At 32.2% G+C, this 20,739-nt stretch carries 20 protein-coding genes; 3 read left to right on the top strand and 17 right to left on the bottom strand.

Annotated features, from left to right (window positions below; translation table 11 throughout):
• Positions 1-107: 107 nt before the first annotated feature.
• The gene (locus HSACCH_RS09975) at positions 108-452 is read left to right on the top strand and encodes a YlbF family regulator (RefSeq protein ID WP_005489596.1); all 345 of its coding nucleotides are present in this window, start codon (positions 108-110) and stop codon (positions 450-452) included.
• Between the two features lie 96 nt (positions 453-548).
• Here HSACCH_RS09975 and pnpS read toward each other — a convergent pair whose 3' ends face one another.
• From pnpS to HSACCH_RS09925, 10 genes are all read right to left on the bottom strand, one after another.
• Complete coding sequence (pnpS, locus tag HSACCH_RS09970) at positions 549-2,330, bottom strand: two-component system histidine kinase PnpS (RefSeq protein WP_005489595.1); 1,782 nt, start codon at positions 2,328-2,330, stop codon at positions 549-551.
• Positions 2,314-3,003, bottom strand: coding sequence for a response regulator transcription factor (locus HSACCH_RS09965; RefSeq protein ID WP_005489594.1), 690 nt, complete (start codon positions 3,001-3,003; stop codon positions 2,314-2,316). The genes pnpS and HSACCH_RS09965 overlap by 17 nt, the downstream gene beginning before the upstream one ends.
• Positions 3,004-3,386: 383 nt before the next feature.
• Positions 3,387-4,226 carry a carbohydrate ABC transporter permease gene (locus tag HSACCH_RS09960; RefSeq protein WP_005489593.1) on the bottom strand — a complete coding sequence of 280 codons (840 nt, stop codon included), beginning with the start codon at positions 4,224-4,226 and terminating at the stop codon, positions 3,387-3,389.
• Between the two features lie 9 nt (positions 4,227-4,235).
• Complete coding sequence (locus HSACCH_RS09955; RefSeq protein WP_005489592.1) at positions 4,236-5,120, bottom strand: carbohydrate ABC transporter permease; 885 nt, start codon at positions 5,118-5,120, stop codon at positions 4,236-4,238.
• 98 nt (positions 5,121-5,218) lie between these two features.
• Positions 5,219-6,472 (bottom strand): ABC transporter substrate-binding protein, encoded by a 1,254-nt coding sequence (locus HSACCH_RS09950; RefSeq protein ID WP_152416016.1) that lies wholly within the window; start codon positions 6,470-6,472, stop codon positions 5,219-5,221.
• A gap of 178 nt (positions 6,473-6,650) precedes the next feature.
• Positions 6,651-8,369, bottom strand: coding sequence for a Na/Pi cotransporter family protein (locus tag HSACCH_RS09945; protein WP_005489589.1), 1,719 nt, complete (start codon positions 8,367-8,369; stop codon positions 6,651-6,653).
• Positions 8,370-8,461: 92 nt separating this feature from the next.
• Positions 8,462-8,719 carry a Veg family protein gene (locus HSACCH_RS09940; RefSeq protein ID WP_005489588.1) on the bottom strand — a complete coding sequence of 86 codons (258 nt, stop codon included), beginning with the start codon at positions 8,717-8,719 and terminating at the stop codon, positions 8,462-8,464.
• Between the two features lie 111 nt (positions 8,720-8,830).
• The gene (rsmA, locus tag HSACCH_RS09935) at positions 8,831-9,724 is read right to left on the bottom strand and encodes a 16S rRNA (adenine(1518)-N(6)/adenine(1519)-N(6))-dimethyltransferase RsmA (protein WP_005489587.1); all 894 of its coding nucleotides are present in this window, start codon (positions 9,722-9,724) and stop codon (positions 8,831-8,833) included.
• A gap of 69 nt (positions 9,725-9,793) precedes the next feature.
• Positions 9,794-10,690 carry a Gfo/Idh/MocA family protein gene (locus HSACCH_RS09930; RefSeq protein ID WP_005489586.1) on the bottom strand — a complete coding sequence of 299 codons (897 nt, stop codon included), beginning with the start codon at positions 10,688-10,690 and terminating at the stop codon, positions 9,794-9,796.
• A gap of 67 nt (positions 10,691-10,757) precedes the next feature.
• Positions 10,758-11,525 (bottom strand): TatD family hydrolase, encoded by a 768-nt coding sequence (locus tag HSACCH_RS09925; RefSeq protein ID WP_005489585.1) that lies wholly within the window; start codon positions 11,523-11,525, stop codon positions 10,758-10,760.
• 222 nt (positions 11,526-11,747) lie between these two features.
• On the opposite strand from HSACCH_RS09925, the gene HSACCH_RS09920 reads away from it, so the two are divergent.
• Both HSACCH_RS09920 and thiI read left to right on the top strand, forming a co-directional pair.
• Positions 11,748-12,896 (top strand): cysteine desulfurase family protein, encoded by a 1,149-nt coding sequence (locus tag HSACCH_RS09920; RefSeq protein ID WP_005489584.1) that lies wholly within the window; start codon positions 11,748-11,750, stop codon positions 12,894-12,896.
• A gap of 14 nt (positions 12,897-12,910) precedes the next feature.
• Entirely contained in the window at positions 12,911-14,128 is a 1,218-nt protein-coding gene (gene thiI, locus HSACCH_RS09915) for a tRNA uracil 4-sulfurtransferase ThiI (RefSeq protein WP_005489582.1), read from the top strand.
• Positions 14,129-14,281: 153 nt separating this feature from the next.
• Here the strand turns inward: thiI and HSACCH_RS09910 are convergent, their stop codons facing one another.
• The 7 genes from HSACCH_RS09910 to sufB form a co-directional block, all read right to left on the bottom strand.
• Positions 14,282-14,722 (bottom strand): MarR family winged helix-turn-helix transcriptional regulator, encoded by a 441-nt coding sequence (locus tag HSACCH_RS09910; RefSeq protein ID WP_005489580.1) that lies wholly within the window; start codon positions 14,720-14,722, stop codon positions 14,282-14,284.
• A gap of 110 nt (positions 14,723-14,832) precedes the next feature.
• Entirely contained in the window at positions 14,833-15,345 is a 513-nt protein-coding gene (locus HSACCH_RS09905) for a KdsC family phosphatase (protein ID WP_005489579.1), read from the bottom strand.
• A gap of 17 nt (positions 15,346-15,362) precedes the next feature.
• A complete protein-coding gene (locus tag HSACCH_RS09900) occupies positions 15,363-16,265 on the bottom strand; it encodes a DMT family transporter (RefSeq protein ID WP_005489577.1) in 903 nt (300 codons plus the stop codon).
• 184 nt (positions 16,266-16,449) lie between these two features.
• Entirely contained in the window at positions 16,450-16,881 is a 432-nt protein-coding gene (gene sufU, locus HSACCH_RS09895) for a Fe-S cluster assembly sulfur transfer protein SufU (protein WP_005489576.1), read from the bottom strand.
• The gene (locus HSACCH_RS09890) at positions 16,871-18,130 is read right to left on the bottom strand and encodes a cysteine desulfurase (protein WP_005489574.1); all 1,260 of its coding nucleotides are present in this window, start codon (positions 18,128-18,130) and stop codon (positions 16,871-16,873) included. Before HSACCH_RS09890 ends, sufU begins: the two co-directional genes overlap by 11 nt.
• Positions 18,105-19,295: a Fe-S cluster assembly protein SufD gene (gene sufD, locus HSACCH_RS09885; RefSeq protein ID WP_005489572.1), complete on the bottom strand. Its 1,191-nt coding sequence runs from the start codon at positions 19,293-19,295 to the stop codon at positions 18,105-18,107. The genes HSACCH_RS09890 and sufD overlap by 26 nt, the downstream gene beginning before the upstream one ends.
• A gap of 10 nt (positions 19,296-19,305) precedes the next feature.
• Positions 19,306-20,709, bottom strand: a complete 1,404-nt coding sequence (gene sufB, locus HSACCH_RS09880) for a Fe-S cluster assembly protein SufB (protein WP_005489570.1) — start codon at positions 20,707-20,709, stop codon at positions 19,306-19,308.
• Between the last annotated feature and the right edge of the window lie 30 nt (positions 20,710-20,739).

The raw sequence follows: 20,739 nt of genomic DNA, 5'->3' as shown, positions 1-20,739 counted from the left end.
TACTAAGTGTCAGAGTGAAAGTCTGCTCGCAAACCTCGTGGGCTTGCCCCGAGGAGCGTCAAAAGAATAACTAAGCAATTAATATTAAATCAAATGGAGGTTTGTTAATGTCTAAAATTTTAGAAAAAGCACAAGAATTGGGAGAATTATTGGTTGATTCAGAAGAATATTCAACTTTGGAAAAAGCAGAAACAGTTTTAGAATCTGATCAGGAAGCAGTAGAGCTTTTAGATCGTTTTGAAGAAAAACAGCAAAAATTTGCTACTGACAGATCAAATGATGAATTAAAAGAAGAATTACAATCCTTACAGAAAGAAATGCTCTCAAATGAAAAAGTTAATAATTATTTTCAGAGCCAAAAACAATTTAATCAATTAATGAATTCAGTCAATGGAGAAATTTCAAATATACTCAACCCTGATCAAGGCTGCTCTTGTGGCGGAAACTGCTAACTTAGGGTATCTTATTTCAAAAAAACTCTTCCTTTTTTATGAGGAAGAGTTCTTTTTTTGTGCTTTTATTTATTTTTAAAATTGGAGCTGTCTTTTTTATTTTGCAGACTTTAAATAAAAAAAGAATTCACTACCCACACCTTCACGACTTTTCACCTGTATATTACTACCGTGCTGTTTAATAATATTACGCACAATAGAAAGTCCAATTCCAGTACCCCCAAGTGAACGACTCCGAGCCTTATCAACTCTATAAAACCTTTCAAAAATTCTTTCCTGATCAGCTTTAGGTATCCCCATTCCACTATCTTTAACAGAAAAATAAACTTTATCGCCTTCTTCTTCTACATTTATTTTGATTTTTCCACCCTCAGGAGTATATTTTATTGCATTATCAATTAAATTTATCAATACCTGTTTAATCTGTTCTCTAACCATATAAACAGGTGGCAATTCATCAGCTATTTCAACTTTAAGCTTAATATCTTTATCCTCAGCATTTTTCTTTAATAGATTCACAACTTTGTTTAATATTTCTTCAAAGTTATCTACCTTTAAATCAAAAGATTTAGATTCAATTTTTGATAAGTTAAGAAGATCTTTAATTAAAATAGACAGTCTGTCAGTTTCTTCTTTAATAATCTTTAAAAATCTATCTCTAGTCTCCGGATCTTGAATATTGCTCTCCAAAAGTGTATCTAAATAACCTACCATTGAAGTCAGTGGAGTTCTCAATTCGTGAGAAACATTTGCTACAAAATCATTGCGTACTGTTTCTAATTTCCTCAATTCAGTTATATCAGTAAGTACAATTAATCCTCCATTTACTTTCTTTTCGTCATCCAACAAAGGAATAAATGTAGCTTGAATAATTTTTTCATCTGGATTCTTATATTTTATTTCCCGCTTAATACTTTCTTTTGTATCAAAAGCTCGTTGTAGATACATGTCTATTCTATGATTAAAAAGAGTAGTTATTAAACTTTTACCTTCAATTTCTTCTGCTTCAATATTAAAAATTCTTCGAGCAGCTGTGTTAATTAAAGATATTTCACCACTTTCATCAACAGCAATTACACCATCTACCATACTTTCCAAAATAGCTTCAATTTTATTTTTTTCTTGTGATATTTCTATAATTTTATCTTCTAGCTCATCAGCCATGAAATTGAACATTCTTGCTAATTTCTCAATTTCACTATTATATCTTCTGACAGGTATCCGTTGTGCTAAATCTCCCTCAGAAATTTTTTCTGCTGTTTCAGTAACAGTTTCTAAAGGTTTTACTATACTGTAGGTTAATCGCCAACCTAAAAAGATCGTAATAACTGCAAGAATAATAAAGAAAAATAAATAACTTTTGATATCTTCAATTAATACACTTCTAATAAATTCAAGTGGACGAGCAGTTCTTAATATTCCGATTATCTCTCCCTTATCAATAATTGCAACTGCATAATATAACATTTCCTCACCAATTGTTTCACTATAACGAATTTCATTACCTGAACTGCGGCTTCGAATAGCCTCTGAAATTTCTGGTCGATTACGGTGATTATCCATTTCTGTAATATCATAATGTGAATCAGCAAGTACCTTACCATCGGCAGCGATAATTGTAATCCTGGTCTCAGAATCATCCGCCCAATCAGCTGCTTTTTTTTCTAAACTTAAACTTTCATTTTTAATTTCAGCTGTTTCTATATCATTTAACATTAACTCTGAATAATGTTCTAAACTTATTTTTTCTTGTTCTAAATAGAATTCCCGGTGATTTGTACTAAAATAATAAAAACTTAAACCAATTATTAAAAGTTGAATGACAATGAAAATAATAATCAAACGGTTTTTTATACCAAGTTTATTCCATTTTAACAAATTTATACCCCACCCCTCTGACAGTAGCTATATAATCAGCATTTATTTTTTTCCTGATTCTTCTGATGTGAACATCTACTGTTCTAGTATCTCCAGCGTATTCATAACCCCATATTTTTTCTAAAAGAAGATCCCGACTTAAAACTCTACCCTGATTGATAATTAAATACCGAAGCAGTTCAAATTCTTTTGGAGTTAAAACAATTTTTTCCTCTCCATAAACAACTTCATGTCTTGAAATGTCTAACTTTAATTTACCAACTTCAATAACTTCATCTTTTATTTTTTCATTTTCAACTTTAAATTCTTTAATTCGTCTAAAAATAGCTTTAATTCTAGCAATTAATTCCCGCGGACTAAAAGGTTTAGTCATATAATCATCCGCACCCATTTCTAAACCAAGAATTCTCTCAACTTCTTCCCCTTTAGCTGTCAGCATAATTATTGGAATATGACGCAGCTTCTCTCTAGCTCTCATACGCCGACATACTTCCATTCCATCAATTTCAGGCATCATTAAATCTAAAACTACAAGATCAATTTCTTCTGATAATTTAGCCAGCGCTTCTTCACCATCTACTGCAGTTTCAACTTCATAGCCCGCATTCTCAACATTAAATTTAATTAATTCTCTAATATTTTTTTCATCTTCTACTACAAGAATTTTTTCCATTATAAATCCTCCCGGATTTCTTATTTTGATCTTATAAATACCAATTTTTATATTCAGGATTATTTGACTTTCATTAAAACAATCTGCTGGATTAAGATACTAATCAAAACTACAATTATTCTCCAGAAATAGTGATTTATCTAAATTAACACTTCAACTGAAGTAGGTTTGAATACAACTGATTATGAAAAAAAGTTTTTCCATGTCTGAGCGAAGCGAGTTAGAAAAACTCATAATCAGTTGTAAATGAAAACCGTAGCGAAAGTTGTGGTTAATTTAGATAAGTCACTATCTCCATTATAGCAAAAAGAGCCTCCTATAAAAAGGCGGCTCTACCCAAATTAATCTATTTTAATGTTAAATCTCTGTAAACTATGAGTTTTTTAACCCTTTACCCCACCTTCTAATAAACCAGAAATTATCTTCCTCTGTAAAATCAACACTAACACAATTAATGGAACAGTTACTATTATTGAAGCTGCAGAAATAGTTCCCCATGGTACAGTGTAATCGGTTTGATAAAGTGTGATTCCAACTGTTATTGTTCGTCTAATTTTAAGTGGATTTAATATTTGAGCAAACAAATACTGATTCCAAGCAGCAATAAAGACAAGGATACTAACAGTGAAAATTCCGGGAGCAACTAATGGTAAAATTATTTTATAAAAAGCCTGAAATATTGTTGCACCATCAATTAACGCACTCTCTTCTAATTCTTCTGGAATTGTGTCAAAAAAACTAGATAAAAACCAAACTGCAAGCGGCAGCGCAAATACAATATTTACAATTGCTAAACCAAGATAAGTATTTAAAAGATTTAATGATCGCATAAGTAAATAAATCGGGTTAATAATTGTAATTGGTGGCAGCAGAGTAATACTTAAGAGAATAATTAAATATACTTTTTTAAATCTTATTCTTGTGCGAGAAATAGAATAGCTTGCCAAACTACCAACAGTAATAGCAATAATTGTACTTAAAATAGCAATTACAAAACTATTTTTAATGTATAATAAAAATGGTTGTCTAGTAAAAGCCTGTATATAATTTTCAAGAGTCCAAACCTGCGGCCAAAAAGTAGGTGGCACACTAAAAAGATCCCTCTGAGTTTTAAATGAATTAATAAACTGCCAAAAAAATGGAAACGCAATTGAACTTACAAAAAACACAAAAAAAATAAAATAACCTATCTTCTGTAATGCTTTTTTTAATGTTTTAAGCATCTGGTTAGATCACCTCGCAAGTTTTCTTTTTAGAGCATCAAGAAAAAACATACTTATAATTAAAGATATTATAAAAGTTACAGTAGCTAAAGCTGCTCCATACCCTAAATTACCAAAATTAAAATATGTTTTAATAGTATAAAGAGAAAGACTTTGGGTTGCATTTGCTGGGCCACCACTTGTTAAAACTGATATTAGAGCATAAATCCTAAAAGTGGCAAGTGTACGAAAAAGTATTGCAACTGATAGTACAGGCTTTATTAAAGGAATAGTAATGTTTATAAATTGTTGAAATTTATTTGCACCATCTATAGCAGCTGCCTCATACATCTGTCTCGGGATAGTTTGTAATCCTGATAGAATCAATAAAGACATATAAGGAGTAGTTTTCCAGACATCTGCTATAATAGTTGCAACCACTGCCAGATATGCATCACTTAACCATGGTAAATCTTCTGTTATTATTTTAAGTATTTTCAAAATATAATTTATAACACCATATTGCTGACTATACATAAACTTCCACATTAGTCCAGAAACAATTGTTGGTATAGCCCATGGCACCAATACAGCAGTTCTTATAATACTTTGGCCTGGAATTTTTTGATTCATAATTAAAGCAAATAACATTCCAATAATAGTTTCCAAACTAACTGCTACAATAGTAAAAATTAAGGTGAATCGAAGTGAAACAAAAAATTCTGAATCAGAAAAGATACGTTTAAAGTTATCAAAGCCTACAAATGTTTCTCCAAGAGCTAAAGTCTGAATTCTATAATTATAGAAACTGAGTCTTATTGTTTCAAAAACAGGATAAATTACTAAAACAGCTATTAAAATAAGCGAAGGAATTAAGAAAAAGTAACCCATTTTTTCTTTTGCTCTGATTTTCATTACCCGATCATCCCTCCCTTTAGAAAATAATAGTACAATTTTTTAAAGGGGTCACCAGATGATGACCCCTTTTTAAAGTGAAGTTCATTGATTAGTATCTATTTTGCAATCTGGCTAATCCTTTCATCAGCATCAGCAACAGCTTCTTCTGGAGTTTTATTGCCTACAAGAGCATTCTGAGTTTCAACCTGTAAAACATTAGATATTTCGGCATAGTAAGGTGATTTAGGTCTTGGATAAGAGTTTACAATTGCAGGATGCATTTCTTCCAAAAATGGCATGAATTCTAATATGTCTTCATCCTGATAAAGTGAATCTCTAGCAGGAATATGACTTAAACCTAAAGCAGCCATTTTTTGTGCTTCTTTGCTTGCTCTAAATTTAGCAAATTTTATAGCTTCTTCTTTATTCTCGGAGTATTTAGAAACCATAACTTGCCAGCCACCAAGTGTAGAATAACTTCTTTCATCAGCACTACCCTTTGGTAGAGGTGCAATACCAACTTTTCCTACTACATCTGATTTTTCTGGATCTTGAGCACTTCTCCACCCACTTGGCCAATCTCTTAAGAAAACTAAATTGCCCGAGAAGAATGGTGCCCTAGCATCACCACTGTAAAAGTTCACTATTCCATTTGGCATAATGTCATGCTCTCTAACCATAGCAGTCATTGTTTTAACAGCTTCAACAGTTTCAGGAGAATTATAAACTACATTTCCTTCTTCATCAAATACTTTACCTCCATAACTCCAGACAATTTCCATCAGGTTACAAGTCAAACCTTCATATTGGGCCCAAGAACCTGCATGACCTTTCATTCCATCTTCTCTTTCCATTATATATAAAGAAGTGTTAATCAAATCATCCCAGGTTTCTGGAACTTCACGATCATATTTTTCTAAAAGATCCTTACGATAATAAAGCATCCCAGCATCTGTTCTATATGGTATCCCCCATAGATGTCCCATGTAATCAACAGCATTTATTGGCCCAGGCAAGAAATCATTTATATCTTCTTCAGAAATATAATCTTCCAGAGGTTCTGCCCAACCAGCTGCAGCAAAAATAGGTGGCCATGTTACATCAGCATCAAAAATATCCATTGAACTATCCTGAGCCTGCAAAATTGTATTAATAGTTTGCAATTTTTTGTTTGTATCAGCAGATAACTCGACTAAATTTACTTTAATACCTGGATTTTGTTCTTCAAAAGCTTCTATAATATCTAATCTAGTTCCATTTTCGACGGCATGAGAATAATAATTAAGTTCAACATCTTCAGCAGCTGCACTTAAAGTCAAAATAATAACTAAAAACAAAGTAAAAAATAAAATTTTTTTCACCAAAATCATCCCCCTTTAATTTTTCTAACCCCTTACTAATACTATTATAACACTAATTGTTTTAATAGTAAATATTTTCATAAAATTCTCAAAATAACTTAAAACTTTATATTTTCATTTCCTTAATTTTTGGATAAAAAAAACCCTAACAGTAAATTACCTGTTAGGGTCATCATAATCTGTAAATTTATACTACTCTTACATCATCTTTCTCTTTATTAACATTTTCATCTTCATAAATTTCAATTACACTGTGGGCAATATCAGCCATTTGATCACTAATATGCTCCATACTATCCAATATTTCTAATAATAAAATAGCCGAATTCGGATCACAAGAAGCTTTATCAGATCTTTTTATTCTACTGATATTCTCGTTTCTAAATTTAATCTGCATCTGATCCAATCTTTCTTCAACTTCTAAGATTTCGGCAGCAATTTCTAAATCATGTGTCTCAATTAATTCAACCGATTTGTCTAAAACATTACAAATGATTTCATATACTTCCTCGATAGTTTCTTGAGCATCTTTGGAAAATTTTAATTTATTATCCACACGATTTTCAATAAAATCAGTAATATCATTAGCATCATCAGCAATACTTTCTATATCATCAACAATAGCAAAATATTTATCTAAGGTTTTGATATCAATATCATTCAATTGAGCTTGAGGAATTTTTTGGATAAAGTGTAATAACTCTTCTTCAACTTCATTTACAACATCTTCATGTCTGTTAACCTTTTTAATAACATCCCGGTCACTATCTAAAAATCCCTTAACTGAGTCACATACCATGTCTGCGGCAATATCATGCATATAGATTATTTCTTTTTTCACCTGTTCAATTGCTACATAAGGAGTACTCAACATTCTTTCATCAATGAAGGTTGTGCCATGTTTTAATGTAGTATCCTCTCCAGGAATAATTCTCTTAACTAAGAAAACCAAGAATGCTGTAAATGGCAGCCAAATCAGGGTGTTTAAAACATTGAAAAATGTATGAGTATTTGCTAATAAACGTTCTGTAGATGGTTCACTTTGACCAAACAAGTTGCTGATACTTAATAATATTGATTCTAAGCCACCTGAAAAATCGGGAATTATATACAATAAAGAAATAATAATTCCAGCACCAATCACGTTAAATAGAAAGTGTGCTGCAGCTGCTCTTTTTGCAGTTAAATTAGCTCCAATAGCAGATAAAATTGCAGTAACAGTTGTACCAATATTACTACCTAAAAGAATTGGGATGGCAGATTCGTAATTTATTGCACCAGCTGTAACTAAACCAAGTAAAATACCAAAAGAAGCACTACTACTTTGGACTGCAACTGTAACTATTATACCTGTTAAAACACCTAAGATTGGATACTGAGCAAAACTTTCCATCCAATTTACAAAAACAATTGAATCTTTAAGTGGGGCCATTGTATCTCCCATTGTTTCCAAACCTAAAAATAAAAGACCGAAACCTAATAACACTTGACCAATATATTGGAATTTTTTCCTTTTAGAAAACAAATATGTAAAAGCTCCAAGTGCTATTGCATGAAAAGCATAGTCTCCAAGTTTGAAAGCAATCAATTGAGCAGTTATTGTGGTTCCGATATTAGCTCCCATAATAACTCCAACAGACTGAAGTAAAGTCATTATACCAGCATTAACAAAACCTACAACCATTACTGTCGTAGCACTACTACTTTGAATAATTGAGGTGACTAGTGCTCCTACACCAACCCCCATAATGGGCTTTGAAGTCATGGCAGCTAAAAAATGACGTAATTTTTTACCGGCAGTTTTTTGCAAACCCTCACTCATCTGTTTCATACCATAAATAAATAGGCCCAAACCACCAAGTAAACCTATAGCCATATCAATTTCCAAACCTATCTCCCCTTTCATAAATTTAAATTATCCTGTTATAAAATTGCTGAATTAACAGGAAAAAAGCAGCCAACTCAGGCTGCCTATTAGATTATATAGTCTATTTTAAATTAAACACCAATCTTACTCTCATCATCCTTAGATTTAATTATTACGTTATCTGTTAAAAGGTCTGAGTATGTATAAGATAAACGTCTAATTTGGTTGTGATCTTTAATCCTAACTATAAAGACATTTTCATGAGTTTTTTCTAGAACTCCTTCTTTTTCTATTGCTTTTCTTCTACCTCTATTGGCTTTAACACTAACTCTTTGGCCAACAAAAGATTTTACTTCTTCTTTTATTTTATCCAGAACATTTTCTTCCATCAAGAATCACCTCATTTTTAAAACAATTCAAATTTAGTATACCATAAGATTCTTAATTTAGCAAAGGTCTGAATTAGACAGTTTATAAAAAATATTTTTTGTTTAAATTCTTTAATTTTCTTTTCTCATTTTATAAATTCTGTTACTGATTGAAATCATTTCGGAAATCGAAAGTTTTTCTCCTCTTTTTTTAATCCCTATCCCCTCATCTTCTAAGGCTTGAGTTACAAGATCACGATCAAGATTTATGACAGCAGATTTGCTCAAACTATTACGTAAAGTTTTGCGTCGCTGTTGAAAAATAGATTTTACAATTTGAAAGAAAAACTTTTTGCTTATTACCTCTTCTTGATAAATGTTTTGCTCATATGGTGATAAACTTACGATCACTGAATCAACATCCGGCTGGGGTATAAATACAGACGAAGGCACTTGATGCACGATTTCAGGCTGCATGTGATACTGGACTGCTACGCTTAAAGAGCCAAATTTTTTGGTTTCTGGGCCAGCACATATTCTTTCTCCAACTTCTTTTTGGACCATAAAAACCATCTGTTCTAACTCAAGCTCACTCTCTAAAACTCCCATTATAATTGGAGTTGTAACATAATAAGGCAAATTCGCAATTAATTTAATCTTTCTATTTTCAGTATTATATTCAGCTGCTATTTCATTCCAATCAATCTTAAGAGCATCCTGATTAAGTAGAGTCAGTTTTTCTTCTCCAGCAAAAATATTTTCTAAAACTCTGACCATCTCTGCATCTTTTTCTACAGCCAAAAGTTTACCCTCATCTAATTTTTCTAATACTGCCTGGGTCAATGAGCCGATACCAGGACCAATTTCAATGACGAATTCATCACCCTCTATAGCAGATGCTGCAGTAATAATATCAATAATATTAGAATCAATTAAAAAGTTTTGACCAAGACTCTTTTTTAAATTTAGATTATATTCACGGAGAATCTTTTTAGTTCCCGAAGGTGTTGCAATTTTATTTTCCATATTAATTTAAATCATCCTTAATTTATTATTTATTATAATTTTATCATACTTTATTCAATCTAACAGAATTTAAAGTTTCAGTATTTTTTCTGCCAACCGATGAGTTAAAAGATCAGATTCAACTTCCTTTTTATCATTTTTTCCATTTTTTACTCTTTTTAAAAATTCATCAATCATATCAACAAAACCACGATTATATCCCATCTTATTCCAACCAGCTACCTGATAATTATTTTCTCCTCCATCAGTATATTCAATTATCTGGGTAACATCTTTAATCCTTCTTTTTTCTTTAAAACCCATTACTTCTAATGTTTCTTCTGTAATTGCATTATCACGATTCATAATTCCAATAGCTGTATTTTCCCCATTTCTTAAAGTTAAAATAACCTGAATAAGTTTATCATCTCTCATAATTTTATTTGCCTCGATATTGTCTAAATCAACCTCTCCCATTAAATAAGATATGGTGTCAATTACATGTATAAAATCGTCCATAATAAATCCACGAGGATCTCCAGGCTGATAAGTGCGATTTTTTTCCATAATTATTGTTTTGGGGTCTTCAATCTCTAAAAGAGAACGGTAAGTTGGTACATATCGTCTATTAAAACCTGTCATTAAAATTGTTTCATTTTTTTCTGCTAGAGCAATAAGTTCTTCCGTTTTTTCTAAATGATATGTTATTGGTTTATCTACAAAAGTTGGGATTTTTTCTTGTAAAAGCTTTTTTACAATTGAATAATGTGCCTCAGTTGCAGCATGAACAAAAGCTGCATCCAAATCTTCTTTTAGAAGCTCATCTACTGACCTATATAAATTATTTACCCTGTACTTTTCAGCAAGCTGCTGAAGAGTGCTTTCTGTTCTGGTACAAAAATAAGGATCTACCTTTTTCATCTGGGTAATTAAAGGTAAATAAGCCTTCTGAGCAATATCACCTAATCCGATTGAAGCAATATTCATTTTAAATTCCCCCTAATTCAACTTTTGGATTTCTTTTTCAATTGAAAAATTATAATTTTTTAAAAAATTAAAAGTTATAAATTCTCTCAGCATTTTCCGTAGTAATTCTTCCCATTTCTTCAACAGATATATCTTTAATTTCTGCAGCTTTTTTCACAATATACTTTAAATAAGCAGGTTCATTCCTTTTACCGCGATTTGGACTTGGAGTTAAATAAGGCGCATCGGTTTCCAGCAAAATCCTATCTAGAGGCATCTTTTTTAAAGCATCTCTGATTGGCTGAGCACTATTAAAAGTGATAAGCCCGCCAAAAGCCACATAATAATCTCGTTTTATTATTTCTTCTATTTCTTCGGGTCCATAGGCATAACAGTGAAAAATTAATTTTTGAGCAAAATCAGCTGTTTTATCTAAAATTTCTAAAGTCTCTGCTGCTGACTCACGAGAATGAATAACAACTGGCAGCTTTAATTCTAAAGCTAACTCAAGCTGTTTTTTAAATGCCTTTTTTTGTATTTCCCTTGGTGAATTATCATAATAAAAATCTAAACCACATTCTCCAATTGCTTTAACTTTAGGAGAAGCTGCCAAATCTTTAATTACAGTTAGACTTTTCTCATTAACGGTATCTGCTTCATGTGGGTGAATTCCTACAACAGCATAAATATCATCATATCTATCTGCTAATTTTACCGCACGTCTACTACCTTCCAAATCCGCGCCTATATTAACTATTTTCTCTACACCGATTTTACGAGCTCTATTTAAAACTTCTTTCCTATCTTTATTATAATCATCAAAATCAAGATGTGCATGTGTATCTATCAAACGCAATTTATTTCCTCCTAATTTTTTTTAGTTAATAATTAACCACTTCTATTATATCACTAGAACTCAAAAATTAAAATAATTTAGAGAAAAACTTAAATTTAAGTATCAAAATCGACTAAATATCAGTTATTTTATTTTCATATATTTTTCTCAGCTTTTATGGTTTATTAATCAAGCTATTAGTGGTATAATTAACTTTAGTGTTTTAAATTAGGGGTGAATTTAATGGAAAAAGAAGTATATTTAGATAATGCTGCAACTACCCAGGCACTGCCCGAAGTAACTGCAGCTGTAATTGATGCTTTAGAAAAAAATTATGCCAATCCATCTTCTCTGCATCGGTTTGGTTTGAAATCAGAAAAAATTTTAAAAAAGAGTAGAAAAATAATAGCTAATTATCTGGGAGTTAAAGCTAAAGAAATTGTTTTTACCTCAGGTGGTACTGAAAGCAATAATCTTGCGATTAGAGGAATTACTGGTTCTTATGAAAATCGTGGTAAACATCTAATCACTTCCCCAATTGAACATTCTTCTGTGGCTGAACTTTTTAAAACTCTAGAAAAAGAAGGCTGGCAGATAGATGTAGTTAAAGTTGATCAAGAAGGTCATGTTGACCTTGAAGATTTAAAAAAGTTAATTACTAAAAAAACACTTTTAGTCAGCATTATGCAGGTTAATAATGAACTGGGGACTATTCAACCCATCAAAAAAATTGCTGAAATTATTAACGAAAAAAATCCACTCAGTTTTTTTCATGTAGATGGTGTACAGGCCTTTGGTAAAATATACAGTGATTTAAATAATTGGCCTGTTGATCTTTATTCAATTAGCAGTCATAAAATCCATGGTCCAAAAGGAATTGGTGCTTTATACATCAAAAAAGGCACAAATTTAAAACCCTTAATCTATGGTGGTGGCCAAGAAAAAAAATTGCGCTCAGGTACCGAAAATATACCTGCAATCTCAGGGCTAGCAGAAGCAGTGAAAAAACTGCCTCAACTCTCTTTAAAAAACAAAACTGATGAAATTATGGCTAAAAAAAGAACTTATTTAATAAGCAAACTACAGCAAATCAAAGATATAGTTATTAACTCTCCTGCAGATGGTGCTCCCCATATTGTTAATTTTTCTATACCAGGAATTAAAGGAGAAACCATGCTCCATGCATTAGAGAGCCAAGGAATCTATATTTCAACCGGTTCTGCCTGTTCTTCCAAATCAAAAGGAAGTAGAATCATCAATGCCTGTGGCCTATCGCAGAAAAGAAGTGAAAGTGCGATTCGCGTTAGTTTAAATAGAAAAATTACAGATTCTGATTTAGATTATTTTATAAAAACTTTAAAAGAACAGATTGATTTTCTTAAACTTTTTTAATGAGGTGAAAAAATTTGTATGATTTAATAATTATTCGTTATGGAGAAATTAGTCTAAAAGGTGATAATATCAATGATTTCATTTCTCAACTTGTTGCAAATATTAAAAGAGCAACAGCAGATTTGGGAGATTTCGAAATCAGCACTATTTATGGACGAATTTTTCTTTATGCAGAAAGTAATAAGATTGAAAAAATTGTTAAAAGATTAGTTAATGTTCCAGGGATTGTTTCTTTGAGTCCAGCCCAGCGATTTAGAATTGGCAAAAAAATAGATAAATTTAATGATAATGATTTTGAAAAAATTAAAAAGAAAGTTGTTAAGCTTTTTAAAAATGAAGTACAAAACTATCCAACAACCTTTAAGGTTGAAACTACTAGGGCTGATAAGTCATTTCCAATCAAAAGTCCTAAACTAAATCGAGAATTAGGTGGAGAAATATTAAGAAAAGTTGAAGCTGAATCTACACCGCTTAGTGTTGATGTGCATCAGCCTGAGCATCTTGTTGAAGTTGAAATTAGGCGAGGTAAAATTTATCTTTTTGTAAGGCGAGAAGCTGGCCCGGGCGGGCTGCCGGTTAAATCATCAGGTAAAGCATTACTGCTGCTCTCAGGCGGAATTGATAGCCCAGTTGCTGGTTGGTTGGGATTAAAAAGAGGCCTATCCTTAAATGCAGTCTATTTTGATTCTCCTCCCTATACTTCTGAGCGAGCAAAAGAAAAAGTAATCGATCTAGCAAAGGTTTTAAGCCGTTATGGTGGAGAAATCAAACTGCAGATACCTTACTTCACAGAAATCCAACAGGAGATACTGAAAAAATGTCCTAATCGATATACTGTTACTATTATGCGCCGCATGATGATCAGAATCGGCAACAGACTGGCAGAAAAGAACGGAGAACTTGCCCTAGTCACAGGAGAAAGTCTAGGTCAGGTAGCAAGCCAAACTTTAGAAGGACTACGCTCATCTGATGAAGCTGCTGCTTATCCAGTTTTAAGACCATTAATTACAATGGATAAAAATGATATAATCGAGCTTTCAAAAAAAGTTGGAACTTATGAAATATCAATCCGGCCCTATGAAGACTGCTGCACTGTTTTTGTGCCTAATGAACCTACAACTCAACCCAAACTGGATATTGTCCACTATGGAGAAGAAGCTTTAGAAATCGAAAAGTTAATAGATAGAGCTTTAGAAAAAATGGAAGTTATTACAATCAACGAGAGTGCATAATAGTTTGAATTCCAATCTTAAATAATTAGATTAATAAAATAAAACTAACGGAAGCGGAGTAGAATAATTTTACTCCGCTTTTGTATTTTATAAAATTTAGTTGTGTTAAATTTAATAAATAAAAATATAAGTTAAACCCTTTTTCACAAGGATTTAACTCTCATTTTTAAATTGTTTTAACGCCTGATCTAAATTTTTCTTTAATTCCTTTAATACTTTTGGATCTCCTTCAAACTTTGAATACAGTTTCCCAGGTATTTCTGCAGCATCTTTTTCCATTTCTCTACCAGCTGTAGTTAGTTTGATTTTAACTATTCTTTCATCGGCCGAAGAACGATATTTTTCAACCAATCCCTGTTTAACAAGTTTTTTTACCACTGGTGAAAGAGTTCCCGAATCTAGATAAAGTTTTTCTCCCAGTTCCTTCAGCGATATATTCTCCTTTTCCCACAACACAAGCATTGTTATATATTGAGTATAAGTTAAATCATATTTATCAAGCAGAGGTTTATATAACTGAATCACCTTACGTGATAGAGCATAAAGGGGAAAACAGATTTGATTATCTAATTTTAACTGTTCAAATTTAGCCATTAGCTCACCTCGATTTCAATTTACTGTAATTTAATTGAGTTCAACTTAATTTATTATACACCATTTTGTTACAGTCTGTCAATAACTTTTAATTTAAAATAAAATCTAATCTAATTACCTTCTCCTGAAAATCTTTCCACCACTTTATGATACTCTCCTTTAGCCTTTAGAAGATACGTTAAGATTTCTCTAACCGCACCAGCTCCACCGCTAAATTCAGATATAAGGTCAGAAATTTCTTTAACTTCTTCCGCTGCATCTGCTGGACAGCCTGCAAATCTGGCTTCTTTCATTACAGCAAAATCATTTAAATCGTCACCTAGATAAGCTAAATTACCATAATTAATTCCTTTTTCTTCCATCAATTTTTCCAGAGCCTGCTTTTTATTTCTAACACCCTGATAATATTCTTCAATTCCAAGCTCAGCTGCTCTTCGAGCTACAACTTCAGATTTTCTTCCAGTCATAATTATCACATCATAACCCATTTTAATTGCAGATACGACCATTAGTCCATCTTTAACATCAAAAGCTTTAAATTCATTTTTACCATTATCTAAATAAACCTTACCATCTGTCAATGTACCATCGACATCTAAAAAAATTGTATTAATATCTTTCACTTTAACTCCTCCAATAATTAAACCACACTTTTGTTTTTTTCTTTTTCAAGCTTTAGTTCAGCTGCTTTTTCTGCATGTTCTTTTTCTTTAGCTCGGTAATTTAAATAACCAGCTGTAATTATTAAAACTGCACCAAGAACTGAAAAAAGATCTGGTATCTCTTGAAAGAAGAGCAAACCAAAAATTGAAGAGAAAACAATATTAGCATAAGTATAAATTGAAAGCTCTCCTGCTTCAGCATGGCGGTAAGCATTTGTCATAAATAATTGGGCTGCTGCTGCAAATAAACCTAAAGCCAATAAAGCTAAAGCTTGTACAGCCGTTGGAATTACAAAACTACCACTGATCATAAAAGGAATCATAGCCAGAGTTGAAAAAAGACTAAAATAAAAGACCACTGTAGCCGCTGAATCAGTTTTGCGAAGCTGCCGAACTATTGTATAAGCTACACCTGCAAATATACTAGACATTAAAGCAATCAAAGAAGGAATTATATTCGAATCAAATCCTGGTCTAATTACCAATATAGCCCCTAAAGCTGCTGTTAATAAAGCAATCATTTGTTTTTTTGTAATATTTTCTTTTAAAAATAATGCTGCAAAAACCATTACAAAAAATGGTGACATCTTATTTAAAATTACCGCATCAGATAGTTTCATATTTGCCAAAGCATAAAAATAGGCAGCTATTCCTAAAAGTCCAAAAATACTGCGCAAAATTAAAAGTTTTTTATTCTTTCCAATCAATGAGCTCCCGCTCTTTTTGACCAAAGTAAATGCTACAAATATACCAACCAAGTTTCTAAAAAATATCTTCTCTGCTGTAGGCATATCACCTAAAAATTTAACGGTAGCTGCCATTAGAGCAAAAAAGAGTGAAGATAAGAGTATATAAGTTATTCCTTTTTTTCTATTTTCCATTTTTTCCACCTCATCTTATAGAATTATAAAATTATTGAGTTATCAACAAACACCATATACAAAACAGCGGTTTATATTTGATATTATAACAATTGAGACCCGTTATCATTATATAGATTATTTTTCATTATGTAAAGTAAAAACTTCACTATTTAAGTGAAGTTTTAAAATAGTTGTTCAAATTTTAATTTCGCTCATTTAAAGCCTCTTTCAGAGTATGCCAAGATAAAACTGCACATTTTACTCTAGCCGGCATATTCGAAATATTCTTTAAAGCCATTGCATCTTTTAACTTTCTTAATTCCTGCTGATCTTCTATATCTTTTTTAATCATCGCTATAAATGTTTCTACAAATTCTAAGGCCTCTTCAATACTTTTGCCCTTAATTAAGTCAATCATAATTGAAGTTGAAGCCTGTGAAATAGCACAGCCACTGCCTGTAAAAGCTGCTTCGCTGATTATATCCCCATCAAACTTCAACTCTAATGTGATATCATCTCCACAACTTGGGTTGTGACCGTGCTCACTCAAATCAGCATTCTCTAAAGAATGTTTATTACGACTATTTTTATTATGCTCCATTATTAATTCTGTATAAACTGAATCAAGATCCATATCCAAAAACCTCCCTTACTTTTTCCAGGGATTCTAGAAAACGATCCACTTCTTCTTTAGTATTATAGAGATAGAAACTAACACGTCCTGTAGAATTAAGCCCGTAAAACTTCATTAAAGGTTGGGCACAGTGATGACCAGAACGAATAGCAATCCCCTCACTGTCAACTATAGTAGCTAGATCATGAGAATGAATATCTTTTAAATTAAAAGATATAATCCCGCCTCGATCTTCTAAATCCAGTGGTCCTGCTATTTCTACAAAGTCAAGCTGTTTCATTTTTTCCAGTGCGTATTTAGTTAACTCAAGTTCATGTTCTTTTATTTTATCAAGCCCTATCTCTTCTAAATATTCAATTGCTGCCTGCAGTCCTACAGCCCCTTCAACATTAGGGGTGCCAGCTTCAAATTTTTCAGGAAGTGGAGCATAAGTAGAATCCTGCTCGTTAACATATTCTATCATACCTCCACCTCTGAGAAAAGGAGGTAATTTTTCTAAAAGATCTTTCTTACCATATAAAACGCCGATCCCCATTGGTCCCAGCATTTTGTGACCAGAAAAAGCATAAAAATCAACATTTAGATCTCTAACATCAGTTTTAAGATGAGGTGCTCCTTGTGCACCATCCACAACAACTAAAGCATTTTTTTGATGAGCAAGTTCGGCCATTTCTTTTATGGGATTTATAGTTCCACTAACATTGGACATCTGAGAAATACTAAAAATCCTTGTTTTATCTGTCAATTTATCTTTAAGCTCTGCCATGGAAATTCTATAATTTTGATCTGGATATAAATATTTTAATTTTAGATTCTTTCTTTCTGCAAGCTGCTGCCAGGGCAGTATATTACTGTGATGTTCGAGAGCAGATATTAAAATCTCATCTCCTTCTTCAACCAAAGCTTCCATACTATTAGCAAGCAGATTTAAAGATTCGGTAGTGTTACGGGTAAATATAATTTCTTCTACTTTTTCCGCATTAATAAAATCTTTAACTTTAGCTCTAGCATTTTCGTAAGCTTCGGTAGACCGAACACTCAAAGTGTGAGCACCACGGTGTGGATTAGCATTAATTGTTCGATTATAATTGTCAACTGCATCTAGAACAACTTCAGGTTTCTGGGTTGTTGCAGCATTATCAAAATAGACAAGACTTTTACCATTTATTTGTTGATTTAAGATAGGGAAATCTTTTTTATATTTATTTCCTAACTTATCTTTTTTAACTGCGAATTCTTGTTTTAACATCATTTATAACACTTCCTTTAAGATCATTAAGAGGTATTTTATCAAAAATAGGATTAAATGAAGCTTCTACCATTAACTGTTTAGCTTCTGCTTTATTCATACCTCTGCTCATCAAATAAAATAAACGCTGCTCATCAATCTGACCTGCGCTTACAGCATGTTCTCCTTCCACATTATCTTCTTCAGAAAACAAAGCTGGTATAGAATCAGAGTCAACGGTTTTATCTAAAAGAAGTACCTCTTCTCTTTCAGATCCCTGGGACTGACTGGATCCTTTTTGGAAATATAAATCACCTCTAAAAACCTTCTGTGCTTTATCTTTTAAAACACCCTTGCTTTCTATTTCACTGCTGCTGTGGCGTCCCTGATGATTCATTTTGAATCCAAGATCCATTTTTCGCTCACCATCAGCAAAATAAACTGAACTAATAGTTGCTCTGCTTCCATCATCCATTAAGATATTATCATTATTAGTTACAGAATTTCTTCCACCAAGTTCAATTGGAATCCAATTTAATTCTCCTTGATTTGAAACTAGAGAAATATTACTATCAAAATTATCACTCTGATTATTAAAACGCTGAACCTTGATGATATTTAAAACAGCATTTTCTTTTACAATTACTCTGGTTAAGCCATTGTGAAAAGCTGCTAATTCTTCGTCTTTCATTCTATAATCAATGACTATAGTTAATTTAGAATTTTTTTCAGCTACAATTAAATTATTATCAATTAAGACTGGATTTTCTTGATCCAATTCATAAAATATTTCTACTGGCAGCTTTAATTCTGTATTTTCCGGAACTTTAATAAAAAGTCCAGTATTATAAAAAGCTTCAACCATAGCTAAATATTTAGGATCCAGCCCTTGATTTCCTTTTTTCACTTTTTTATTTTTAAATTCTGCTAGATAATCTAAAATTTCTGTTTCATTATTTAGATTATCGGTCATTTTTTTAATAATTAATTCATCTTGACCCTTTTTATCCTTTAAGTATTCCTTATTGTAAGGGCTGTATTCTGGAAATTGATAATCAAATAAATTTATTCTTTTAAAATCACTTTTAGTTAATTCTTCAAAAACATTAAATTTTTCTCTTCTGTTGTTGCTGAGAAGTTTTGATTGACCAGTAGTTAAGTTATCAACTAATTTTTTGTTATACATTTTATATCACCTATCCTATAGTACCTTCAAGTTCAAGGTTAATTAGATTATTCAATTCAACTGCATATTCTAATGGCAATTCACTGGCAATTGGCTCTACAAATCCACGAACAATCATGGCCTTAGCTTCTTCTTCGCTAATTCCTCTACTCATTAAGTAGAAAATAGCTTCTTCACTAATCCGACCAACTTTAGCTTCATGACCAATATCAATATCATCAGTCTGCAGCTTCATTATTGGTAAAGTGTCTGATTTAGATTCATTATCTAACATCAAAGATTCACAAGAAACTGAAGCTTTTGCTCCATGAGCATTATCGGTCGCTTTGAGTAAGCCACGATAATATGCATGACCACCATCTTTGGCAATTGAACGTGCATTAACTGTCGAAGTTGTATTTGGAGCCGCATGAATAACCTGAGCTCCTGTATCTAAATACTGTCCTTCTGCTGCAAAAGTAACACCAGTAAATTCGGCTCTAGCTCTGGGTCCTTTTAAAATGCTCATCGGATATAACATTGAAACCTTAGAACCAAAAGAACCAGAAACCCATTCAATGACCCCATCTTCTTCTACTAAAGCGCGTTTCGTATTTAAGTTGTACATATTACGGGACCAGTTTTCTATTGTACTATAGCGAAGCTTGGCACCTTTATTCACAAACAATTCTACAGCACCTGCATGAAGATTATTTACCGAATATTTGGGAGCTGAACAGCCTTCAATAAAGTGAGCGTTTGCTCCTTCTTCCAAAATTATAAGAGTGTGCTCAAATTGTCCTGATCCAGGTGCATTCTGCCGAAAGTAGGATTGCAGTGGTATATTTACATCTACTCCCTCTGGTACATAAACAAAAGAACCACCTGACCAAACAGCACCGTGTAGAGCTGAAAATTTATGATCATTAGGTGTAATTAATTTCATGAAATGTTCTTTAACTAAATCCTCATGTTCTTTTACAGCATTTTCCATGTCCATATAGATAACACCCTGTTCAACCATTTCTTCTTTTAAATTATGGTAAACAACCTCAGAATCATACTGAGCACCTACACCAGCTAATGATTCTTTTTCTGCCTCTGGAATTCCAAGGGCATCAAATGTATTTTTGATTTCCTCCGGCACTTGATCCCAATCACTCTGAAGATCTGCATCTGGCCTCACATAGGTAATGATATTATCCATATCCAGATCTGAAATATCTGCTCCCCAGGTAGGGACTGCTTTTTTCTTATATATTTCTAAAGCCTTAAGCCTAAATTCTAACATCCATTCTGGCTCATTTTTTTCTCTCGAAATTTCCTTTATTACTTCAGGAGTTAATCCCTTAGCTGATTTATAACGGTGTTTTTCTTCATTTTTATTCTCATGAAGACTACGATCAATATCTTTAACTTCTGTCTTTTCACTCATCTAAAAAACCTCCCTGTTCTTAAAACATTA

Origin of the sequence: Halanaerobium saccharolyticum subsp. saccharolyticum DSM 6643 (assembly GCF_000350165.1) — a bacterium.
Lineage (GTDB): Bacteria > Bacillota > Halanaerobiia > Halanaerobiales > Halanaerobiaceae > Halanaerobium > Halanaerobium saccharolyticum.
Note: the sequence above shows the minus strand (reverse complement) of the source record. Positions and strands in the feature narration are given on the sequence as shown.